At 40.4% G+C, this 10272-nt stretch carries 7 protein-coding genes; 6 read left to right on the top strand and 1 reads right to left on the bottom strand.

Going from position 1 to position 10272, the window contains the following annotated elements; genetic code table 11:
* The 5 genes from ACQR30_RS06145 to ACQR30_RS06125 all read left to right on the top strand — a co-directional run.
* On the top strand, window positions 1-1187 hold a 1187-nt coding region (locus tag ACQR30_RS06145; protein WP_429732773.1), incomplete at its 5' end, for a glycoside hydrolase family 28 protein.
* A gap of 189 nt (window positions 1188-1376) precedes the next feature.
* On the top strand, window positions 1377-2720 hold the full coding sequence (locus ACQR30_RS06140) for a pectinesterase family protein (RefSeq protein ID WP_429732770.1): 1344 nt from the start codon (window positions 1377-1379) through the stop codon (window positions 2718-2720).
* A 54-nt stretch (window positions 2721-2774) separates the two neighbouring features.
* Window positions 2775-5852, top strand: a complete 3078-nt coding sequence (locus ACQR30_RS06135; protein WP_429732767.1) for a glycoside hydrolase family 2 protein — start codon at window positions 2775-2777, stop codon at window positions 5850-5852.
* 128 nt (window positions 5853-5980) lie between these two features.
* On the top strand, window positions 5981-6919 hold the full coding sequence (locus ACQR30_RS06130) for an alpha/beta hydrolase (RefSeq protein WP_429732764.1): 939 nt from the start codon (window positions 5981-5983) through the stop codon (window positions 6917-6919).
* Between the two features lie 12 nt (window positions 6920-6931).
* The gene (locus tag ACQR30_RS06125; protein WP_429732761.1) at window positions 6932-7732 is read left to right on the top strand and encodes a rhamnogalacturonan acetylesterase; all 801 of its coding nucleotides are present in this window, start codon (window positions 6932-6934) and stop codon (window positions 7730-7732) included.
* On the opposite strand, the gene ACQR30_RS06120 is transcribed toward ACQR30_RS06125, so the two are convergent.
* Complete coding sequence (locus ACQR30_RS06120; protein WP_429732759.1) at window positions 7707-8027, bottom strand: hypothetical protein; 321 nt, start codon at window positions 8025-8027, stop codon at window positions 7707-7709. The two genes, ACQR30_RS06125 and ACQR30_RS06120, sit on opposite strands and share 26 nt — an antisense overlap.
* A gap of 667 nt (window positions 8028-8694) precedes the next feature.
* Here ACQR30_RS06120 and ACQR30_RS06115 point away from each other — a divergent pair.
* Window positions 8695-9918 carry a hypothetical protein gene (locus ACQR30_RS06115; protein ID WP_429732756.1) on the top strand — a complete coding sequence of 408 codons (1224 nt, stop codon included), beginning with the start codon at window positions 8695-8697 and terminating at the stop codon, window positions 9916-9918.
* Window positions 9919-10272 lie beyond the last annotated feature (354 nt).

Genomic DNA, 10272 nt, shown 5'->3' with positions numbered 1-10272 from the left:
AAGTGTGGCGTGCAATGGGTAAAGACCGTGTTACGGAAAGACAATGGAAACAGCTGACTGCAACCGGCGTCGTAAGTAGAGATGGTAAAACATGGTATCCTTCTGAAAGCTATGCAAAAGGCGCTAAAGAAGTGACTTCACGAAATTATACACAAGGTAAAACGATGGAAGATTATCTGCCGATAAAAGATTTTTTCAGGCCTAATCTTTTGGTATTGAGCGGATGTAAACATATTCTGCTAGAAGATGTAACTTTTGAAAATTCCCCTGCCTGGTGCCTGCATACTTTGCGGTGCGAGCACCTGACTTTTGAAGGCGTGAAAGTCCGCAATAAAGAAAATGCACAAAACGGGGATGGAATGGATATTGAATCTTGCGCCTATGTAAAAGTGGAAAACTGTACGCTGAATTGCGGCGATGACGGCATTTGCATAAAATCCGGTAAAGACGAAGAAGGTAGAAAGGCGGGCAAACCGTCCATGTATATTGTTATTAAAAATAATGTTGTGTATCAGGCGCACGGCGGTTTTGTGATAGGCAGTGAGATGTCGGGTGGTGCGCATGATATTTTTGTTTCGGATTGTAATTTTATTGGCACTGCAAACGGTCTTCGTTTTAAAACGGTCAGAGGACGCGGAGGTGTTGTAGAAAACATTTTCATTCGCAATATTAACATGCGCGATATTATCGGTGATGCGATCACTTTCGATATGTATTATTTTACCCAAAAGCCGGACCTTGGTCAAAGCGGCGGAAAAGCTCCGATACCTGTTGCCGATATAACTACACCGCAGTTCCGTAATTTTTATATCAAAAATGTCATTTGTAATGGAGCTGCCAGAGGAATCTTATTCCGCGGCTTACCTGAAATGCCCATCAACAATATTAATGTGGATAGCGTAACAATCATTGCAAAAGAAGGAATGGAAATCGTTGAGGCGAAAAATATTTCGTTGAAAAATATTTCGTTTCATTGCGAAAAAACATCGCCGCTTATTCACGTGGAAAACAGTTCGGGTATCTCTTTTGATCATCTCAGCAGCAATCAGGTATCTAAAAGATTATTCAGTATAGACGGTGAGCGAACAAGTGATATTCGATTAATACACTCGCCGCAATTAGATAAGAATATGAACAATCAATTTAATTATGGTGCTAAGAAAACTGCGTTAATAATTGGGCAATAATTTTTTTAATCTATGGGTCGATATCCTTACCGTCCGAACATAAAAATGGGCTAATCGGAACGGACAGTGGAACAGCCCGAATAGCATTAGCGATAATCTTTGCGCTCGTTGCATTTTTTGTTTCGTTGCATAAAATAGTGACAATTGAAAAATATAAAAAATCAATAGATAATGAGCTTGATAAAAAAAATGAAAAATAAATTCAGGTACCTGGTGGTTTTGGCGGCGACTATTTTGTTGTCAAATGTTGCCCTCAGGGCACGGCAAAACAATACGGCCAAAAGTGCTAAAGTATTCGATGCAGTTGTTGCCGCGGACAATAGCGGCGACTATACTTCCGTTCAAAAAGCGATTGATGCAGCTCCGGACAACGGCAGCAAACCTTATTTGATTTTTGTAAAAGACGGAGATTATAACGAAGTAATTGTCGTTCCCAAAGAGAAGCCATTTATTTACTTAATAGGACAGGATAAGAACAAAACAATTATTCATTATAAACTGAACGTACAGTCCCAGCCTAAAGAAGATTCCAAATGGAATCAGAATGATTGGGCAGCCTGGAAATTCTCTGTTCACAATCCTGATGCAAAAGTTTACAAATTTCCCGGAGAAGTAGTAACCATCAATGCTTCGGATTTTTACGCTGAGAATATTTCTTTTATAAACGATTGGGGCGTTGAAAAACAAAGCGGACCCCAGGCGCTTACCATGAGCACACAGGCCGATCGTATCGCATTCAACAATTGTATTTTCCGCTCCTTTCAGGATACCTGGATGACGAGTATGAAAGGAATTAACGATCGTCTTTATGCGACCAATTGCCGGATCGAAGGAGCGGTGGATTATTTCTATGGCGGCGGCAATGCTTATGTTGAAAAAAGCACGTTCTACAATGTGCGCAGCGGTTCGGTTATCGTTGCCCCAAGTCATAAAGAAGGCACACAATGGGGTTATGTATTTGATCATTGTACAATTGATGGCAATGCCGCAGCCGCCGATGGTAAGCTGAAAATGGGGCGTCCGTGGCATGAGAGGCCGATCGTTGTCTATCTTTATACCGTAATGAAAATACCGGTCGATCCGCAAGGGTGGACCGACATGGGCGCTATTCCTGCGATATTCGCGGATTATAAAAGTGTTGATGCGCAAGGAAATCCAATAAGTACAAGTGAACGCAAAACAATTTTTAAAGACCGGAATGCCCAAAAAGAAGGATCTTCAAAAGCCGTATTGACCGATGAACAAGCAGCTAAATACACCTACCACAATGTTCTTTCAGGTATTGATAATTGGAATCCCCGTTCGTTAATGAAGCAGGTCGCTAAGCCGTCTGTGACCCGATCGGAAAAAACACTGACATGGAAGGCGGTAACAGGAGCGAAAGGTTATATTGTGTTGCGTAATAATTCAGTAATTGGTTTTACTCAAGTCACTACCTATACCGATTCCGGATATATAAACAAGGCAATGTACCGAATTCAGGGAGTAAATGAAAATGGTTCGCTTGGAAATGTGTCGGACATATGCAGATAGTCGTGATTAGCGGAGAGGATATAATGCTTAGATAATAAGTAGTTAGAAAAAAATATGAAAAGAAAATCATTGATAAGTGCACTGTTTTTCTGCACTGTTTTTAGTGGTGTTATAAATGTAAATGCGCAAAGTAATGCGACGATTGATTTGTCGCAAAACAACTGGTCGCTGTGGCTGGATACTGCTGCTAAATGGCAGCATGATAAACTATATTCGCCACCCGTAAAGTTGAGTGAAGTTCCCGTAAATATACCAACAGGCGGTTGGCAATCTTTGAATAATAATGCAAAAAACAGTGCAGTCGCTTTTTCGCATTTTTATGTGGAAAATGTGCATTTACCAGCTACGGTGGAACAATATTTTTGGGGCGTAAATGGAAATAAGTTTGGCGTATCGGGTAATTATCTCGGCGTATCCTGGTTTTCTACCAAAGTCGATATTCCTGCGGATTACGGCGCAAAGCGTGTAGTGTTGAAATTTGAAAGTGTACGTTTTCGGGCGGAAGTTTTTGTAAATAAAAAACTCGTAGCCTATGATTTGGTAAACAGCACACCCTTTGATGTGGATATTTCAAAAGCGATGATTCCAGGTGCGGAAAATAAAATCGATGTACGTATCACCGACCCCAATGGGAATTTTGACTGGCGCGACAGCCAGAATTTTATGTGGGGCAATTATCGTACACAACCTTCGCACGGCTTTGGGGGTATTACCGGAAAAGTAACATTAGCTGCTACTGATAAAGTTTTTATAAGTGATGTTTTTGTAAAAAACAAACCCAATCCTACGCAGATTGATGTACAGTTAACCGGTGCTAATCAAAATAACAAAGCAAGTTCGGGTAGTTACCAATTAGCCATAAAGGAAAATAAAACAGGTAAAATTGTTTACACGCATCAATATACAGCCACATTGCAACCGGGTGACAATAGAAATACTTATAGTATCAATTTGCCAAAAGCTGCATTGTGGGATGTGGATAATCCAAATTTATATACGCTTACGGCAATCTGGAAAGGAAAGGACGGAACGACTGGTATATTTAATCGTCGTTTTGGCTTCCGTTGGTTTGAAGTGAAAAATAATAACGGCGACCAACAATTTTTACTGAATGGAAAACGCATTGTGTTGCGCACCTCCATTTCATGGGGTTTTTGGCCTATAAATGGTATTGCGCCCAGTGATGAGCTGGCGCGTAAACAGATAATGGATGCAAAACGATTGGGATTAAATATGCTTAATTTTCATCGTACCATCGGGCAGGAAAATGTATTGAATGCTGCGGATGAACTAGGATTGCTATACTTTGAAGAACCCGGAGGAAACCAGTTCCCGTTGAATCTTTTTTATCCGAAAAATGATTTGGAACAAAAACAACGCGACTATTATTTTGCAGTGCGCAGCGAGAAATTTTTTCGGATGATACGTCGCGACCGAAATCATCCTTCCCTGATAATTTACAATATGCACAATGAGCGGGGCGCAGAACCGCAGCCCGCTGACAGGACTGAAATGCTTGCGGGGCATAAGTTAGATCCAACGCGCATCCTTACTTATAATTCGAGTAATGGACCTATTAAGATTAATGAACCGGATCCAAGATTTAAATTGCACCTCTTAGCTTACGATACGACGTTTTATGATTACGGGTGGTTCGATCAGCATCATGCAGGCGGCCCGGGTGTATATCATGATAATCTTTATAATAATCCAACGAGCTATGCTAAGTACACTGATCACAAAGATGAGATTGTGTATTATGGTGAAGAAGGGGCAATCGGTACGCCGCCGCGCCTGCAACTCATTCGTGATAAAATCATGAAAAGGGGAAAAAATATTGGCTGGCAGTCTGATACTTATTTGAAATGGTATGATGCTTATAATAATTTTTTGCATCGGAACGGTTTCTTGAAAGCGTTTCCAAACGTGGATAGCCTTACCAGGAAAATGGGCAATGTGGCTTATTATTACCAGGGGCGCGTGATCGAAAATGTACGTATCAACAACATCATAGATGGCTATGCAATCAATGGTTGGGAAAGCATGAAGCTCGAAAATCATTCGGGGATAGTAGACAATTACCGTAATCTGAAAGGTGATCCCGAATTAATTGCACGATACAATCGACCCCTATATGTTGCCGTTAAACTTAATCATAAAGTGGTTCCTACGGGTGACACGGTTACCGCTGATTTTTATGTTGTCAACGAAAAAAATATCAAGGGCGCTGCCGAATTACAAATACAAGTAAAGGATCCCTCGGGAAATATTATGCGAAGGCAAAAACAAAAAGTCAATATAACCGGCGGAACAGTGTACGGACAACTATTAGTTCAAGGTATTAAAGTGCCTATCAATAATGCTGGTTATAGCACTGTGAGTGCGGTTATTAAACAAGGCGCTAATACCATATGCAGTGGTGATGATAATGTTTTTGCCGTAAAATTTGACAAAAGTGGTGTCTCCAAAAGCATACAGGTCGCAGATACCACGGGTATTATACAGCTTTACTTAAAATCTATCGGTATAAAATATACGAACTATCATTCGGGCATACCGACTGCTAATGTGTTGATTATTGGAGCTTACAGGCCGCAGCAACCAGGCAACCCTTTGGTAACAGATATTTTAGAATGGGTAAATAATGGAAACAAGCTTGTGGTGCTTGGTAATACCGAAGCGTGGGCGACATATTTGGCCAAAAAAGAGGTGATAGATTTTCGCGGCATTCAAGTGATGGGGACAAGTTGGTATGGCGGCAATTATTTTGTAAAAAGTTCACCGCTATTTGCAGGATTGCCGCAGGATTGTGTATTCAATTGGGAATACCAGAGTTTGGCTACTTATAACAAAAAGAGAATCGGCATGCGCATATTCAATGGTGAAACCATTGTTGGCGCTGTGTCCGATCATAAGCAGGAAGTGTACGCTGCATTAAGTATCGTAGCACATGGTCGTGGAAAAATTATTTTAAATGCGTTGGATATTACATCCTGTATCCAAAATGTAAAAGCGCAGAAACGCGCCGAGGGCGATGGCGAAAATGCATCGATGGGTACGCTCAACTCATTAGCAAATAATCCTGCAAATGTCGTAGCGCATCAGTTGTTTATGAATATGTTGAAAGATTAAGTACCATGATTTTCAGCATTAAAAGATTTGCAGGAGAGTAACGGCTTCTCGAACGCCGTTGTTGGTCGACGAGCGACAATTACATTAGTAAATCTTCGTGTATTCCGGTTATAAAAAAATAAAAGCAAATGAAACGAATCTCGATTTTTGTATTAACAGTATTAGTATGTCATCTTTCTTTATCCGCCACCGCGCAGGATTTTATTGAACTATGGCAAAAGGGTCATATTCCTGATTCCAAAAAGCTACCCTTAAAGGATAGTATCGCCAATGAACGCGTTTACCGCGTGATGACTCCGGGAATGTATGCGTTCTTTCCCGGTACACAGGAAAATAAAGGTGCGGCAGTAGTTATTTGTCCCGGTGGTGGTTACGAACGTTTGGCCTATGTAATTAGTGGTTTGCAACTGGCCAAGTGGTTCAATACAATGGGCATTTCTGCTTTTGTACTGAACTATCGACTCCCCAATTCTCCCGATTTAATACATCGTGAAATTGCTCCATTGATGGATGCCCAACGCGCTATTCGTTACATCAGAGCAAATGCGGTAAAATGGAATATCAATCCCGATAAGATTGGTATTATGGGCTGTTCCTCCGGTGGTCATTTAGCCGCGTCCGCAGGAACTATTACGGATAATGTTTCATCTGTAAATGATAGTCTGGATAAAATATCTTATAAACCAGATTTTATGATTTTGGTTTCACCTGTTATTGACTTTAGTACGCATTATGCTCACGCAGGCAGTGTAAAAAATTTACTTGGGGCAAATCCTTCCGGTGAATTGAAAAAACATTTTTCCCTGCAGTTGCAGGTAAATAAAAATACGCCGCCTTGTTTTATTGCCGATGCGCAAAATGATAAAACGGTAAATCCAATGAATAGCCTGTTGTTTTATCAAGCATTATTGCAAAATAAAGTGCCTGTAAGTTTTCATGTTTTTCCACAAGGCGGCCATGCAATCGCATTGCGCAACAATCCGGGTTCTACTGAATTGTGGACACAGCTTTGTGAGGCTTGGCTTATTGAAATGAATATTATTCCTGAAAGATTAGTTGCAAAATAAAAAATAAGTAAAATGAATATTAAGGAACGTAAACATTGTCGTGGAATTTTACTTGCCATACTAACCTTGTTGTTAGTGTCCTTTACTATTATTCGTCAACAGGAAAAACCTGTTATCTATATTATTGGTGATTCAACCGTACAGAACAGCGATGGGAATGGGAGGGACGCATATTGGGGTTGGGGAAGTTTGATTTATCCTTATTTCGATACGAGCAGAATTTCCATTCGTAACCATGCTAAGTCTGGTACGAGTACGCGTACATTTATATTAGACGGGCGCTGGAATAAAATAATGGCAACACTCAAAAAAGGTGATTTTGTTATCATGCAATTCGGGCATAATGATCACGCTGGTGTTGACGATACAACTAAACAAAAAGGCTCTTTGTTAGGCATCAGCGATTCTACAAAAGAAATCATCAGCATCCGTACGCACCGGCCGGAAATCGTTCATACCTACGGCTGGTATTTGCGAAAGTTTATAATTGAAGCAAAGTCCAAAGGTGCTACTGCTATTGTATGTTCCTTAGTGCCGCGCAATCGATGGAATCACGGACAGGTAGTAGAGGAAGCCCGATATCCTGAGTGGGCACAGGCTGTAGCAAAAGCCAACGGCGCATATTATATCAATCTTAATCGAATTATCGCCGCACATTGGATTGCCATTGGGCAAGATAGCGTAAAACATTTTTTCCCGGGCGATGGAACGCATACCAATATCGATGGCGCACGCTTAAATGCGGCATCTGTTGTTGAGGGAATTGAAGGATTAAAAGATTGTCCACTTACTCAATATATGAAAAATGAATAAAAGTGAAATTTAGTTGCTCCAGTATGCCATAGGTCGCCATTATATCAGGTTTTACCCAAATACACATCGCATAGGTCATTCCTAAACCGAACACATTGGCGGCGCCAACGCCCGTCACACCGGAATGCTGTGGTAGTATATTGTGTAATTCCGTAGAAAAGTCTGGTCCTAACCTGGCTTGTCGCCGTACAAAGACAGGATTAGCATGTTGCTGCTTACGAATGGCTACTTCACTTTGTATTACAACAGCCAATAAGTTGCTCAGGACTGCTGCAATACGATTGAATACATCCACTGAATTGCCCGTCCATGGTTGTTTTACGGTAATAATTGCAAGGAAACCTCCTTCGATTGCAAGGTGTATTGTCCGGATTCTAATTCGTATTTACTAACAATATCTTTGTCAACCAAGAGCCTGCCTTTCCCAACATCCATCCGGGCTGCTGCTACATCTGCTGCGGCACTCTTGATAGCAGCATTTGCAGTAATAGCCTCTTACTCAAATTGTGGATTACTTATTATGAAAAGCAGTTCCTCTTTTTTACAGATGCTCCTTCAGATACAAGTATCTATTGTAGATAACCACTTACCATTGGCCTGATTTCTACGACTTGTTGTCGTCGAATAGCCGCAGGAAATTCTATGTAAGTGGTTGTCTTTTGAGACTCCACGGTAAGCACGAGGTAGTCTTTCGGTCATGATGATTAAAATTCTTCGTGTACATTTGCTGCTCTAATGATGATGTGTTAAGGATTAGAATACTGTGTTAAAAATAATTTAGAGATTTGAAAGATATCTTTTGAATTATCCGATTAAAATAAATATAGTTGATTTGTTTAAAGCATTTAAAAAAATAAGTAGGAAGATAAAAAACGCGGTAAACGGTTTAATACAATTTATTGCCGGCTAGACCTGCTAAAGTCATTAGCCTCATTTTGAAAACACAAACAATTTACATGATAATGCCCACAGTTTTCCGTAGTATTTTATTCAGATCTGCTTTCTATTTTTTGTGTAGTGGTTTTTGCATTGTTCTGTCACTACCTGTTAATGGGCAGGTTCTTCCGAAACAAGGCATCGAAAGAGCGCCTTCTGAAAATCTTTTTACCGTTATTTCAGGTCCGAGTCGACCTGTCATCGATCAAGGAATGCCGGGCACAAGTAATATATTAGGTGGTTTTGAGGGCGGACGTTGTATTAAGATAAATGGTATTTATCATTTATTCCCCACTGAACGCGCAGGGGAAAAGGATTCAGGGGCTTACTATGACCGTGTAAAAACGCGAATCGGCCACTGGGTCAGTAAAGATGCTATTCACTGGCAACGTGTAGGAACAATTTATCGCGCAAGTGGACAATATTCGGTTACCGATGATGATAATCCTGTCAATGATCGTAGGGGAGCGATATGGTCATTTATGCCGATTTTTAATAAAAAAGAAAATCGGTGGAATGCATTTTATGTAGCTTACACGGTTAGCCGGACTATCGAGCCCAATCACTCCTTTGGAAGAATATGGAGAGCTGTATCAATAAAGCGGGGAATCGATGGAATTGGTGGACCCTATATTGACAGCGGCATTGTAATGGAGCCTGGCCTTAATTCTCAACTTTGGGAAGGCCGCCAGGGAGTAGACTCCTTTTTCCCATTTCAGACAGCGGGAGGTTGGCTAGCCTTTTATGGTGGCGCTTACCCTTGGAGCAAATGGAGTGATTACCCTTATCACGCAAAGAATAGCGGTTGGTTTGTAGGCTTGGCTTCTTCCAACCGGTTGGCGGGCCCTTGGAGACGAATGGATACCACGGTTAATCCTGTTACTAGTATCGATCCCTTTTTTATAGAGAATCCAATTGTATCTCGCTTGCCAAATGGTATCTATATAGCTGTTTTTGATGGCGGACCCGATGGATGGGGGCTTCATTTACCTAATAAATTTGGTTATTCCTTGTCAAAAGATGGCATTCATTGGAGTAAAGCCCGTTATATATCAATTGAAGATAAAGTAAAAAAATGGTGGGATATTATGCGTACTCCTTTAGGGCTTATTGCTGAAGGGAAAGGAGCGTATACGATAATGTATGCAGCAATCATAAATACTCAACGGTTTCATCCGATCGGAATGGTGCGCTTAAAGCTAAATCTGAAAGTATTGGCTCAATTGACCCAAAACTTGAGTCCAGAATAGAAAAGAGGTTTTTTCTTCATCGCTAAAGCCTTCAATGGTTTTTACCTTTTATACCAGCAGACTATTACAAAAAATTACATCAGTAAATAAGCGCTTCTTCCGAAGCGAAGAATGACGTCGTGTCGTCGGTTCTGTACTTAAACTATCGATTTTTTATTATTATTTTCAATCTCTATGTAAATTAAGGCTCAAATACGAGTTTATTTCTATATACCACAATACGAGCCGACAAAATAATTAAATTTAGTATCTAAAAGTAATTATTTGCTTTTTTTATTTTCGATTATTTATTATTTTTTTCATTTTTGTTGAAAGAATAATTACATTTGTTTATCAAACAGCCGTTTTTATTTC

The sequence above is a fragment of the Arachidicoccus sp. genome, from assembly GCF_050436765.1.
Taxonomy (GTDB): domain Bacteria; phylum Bacteroidota; class Bacteroidia; order Chitinophagales; family Chitinophagaceae; genus Arachidicoccus.
The sequence above is the reverse complement of the archived record's forward strand: the minus strand, read 5'-3'. Positions and strand labels throughout refer to the sequence as shown.

Excerpts from the sequence above, each read along its gene's own strand:
- ACQR30_RS06115 (WP_429732756.1), top strand. The coding sequence starts at position 8,695 with ATGCCCACAGTTTTCCGTAGTATTTTATTCAGATCTGCTTTCTATTTT.
- ACQR30_RS06140 (WP_429732770.1), top strand. The coding sequence starts at position 1,377 with ATGAAAAATAAATTCAGGTACCTGGTGGTTTTGGCGGCGACTATTTTG.
- ACQR30_RS06130 (WP_429732764.1), top strand. The coding sequence starts at position 5,981 with ATGAAACGAATCTCGATTTTTGTATTAACAGTATTAGTATGTCATCTT.
- ACQR30_RS06125 (WP_429732761.1), top strand. The coding sequence starts at position 6,932 with ATGAATATTAAGGAACGTAAACATTGTCGTGGAATTTTACTTGCCATA.
- ACQR30_RS06135 (WP_429732767.1), top strand. The coding sequence starts at position 2,775 with ATGAAAAGAAAATCATTGATAAGTGCACTGTTTTTCTGCACTGTTTTT.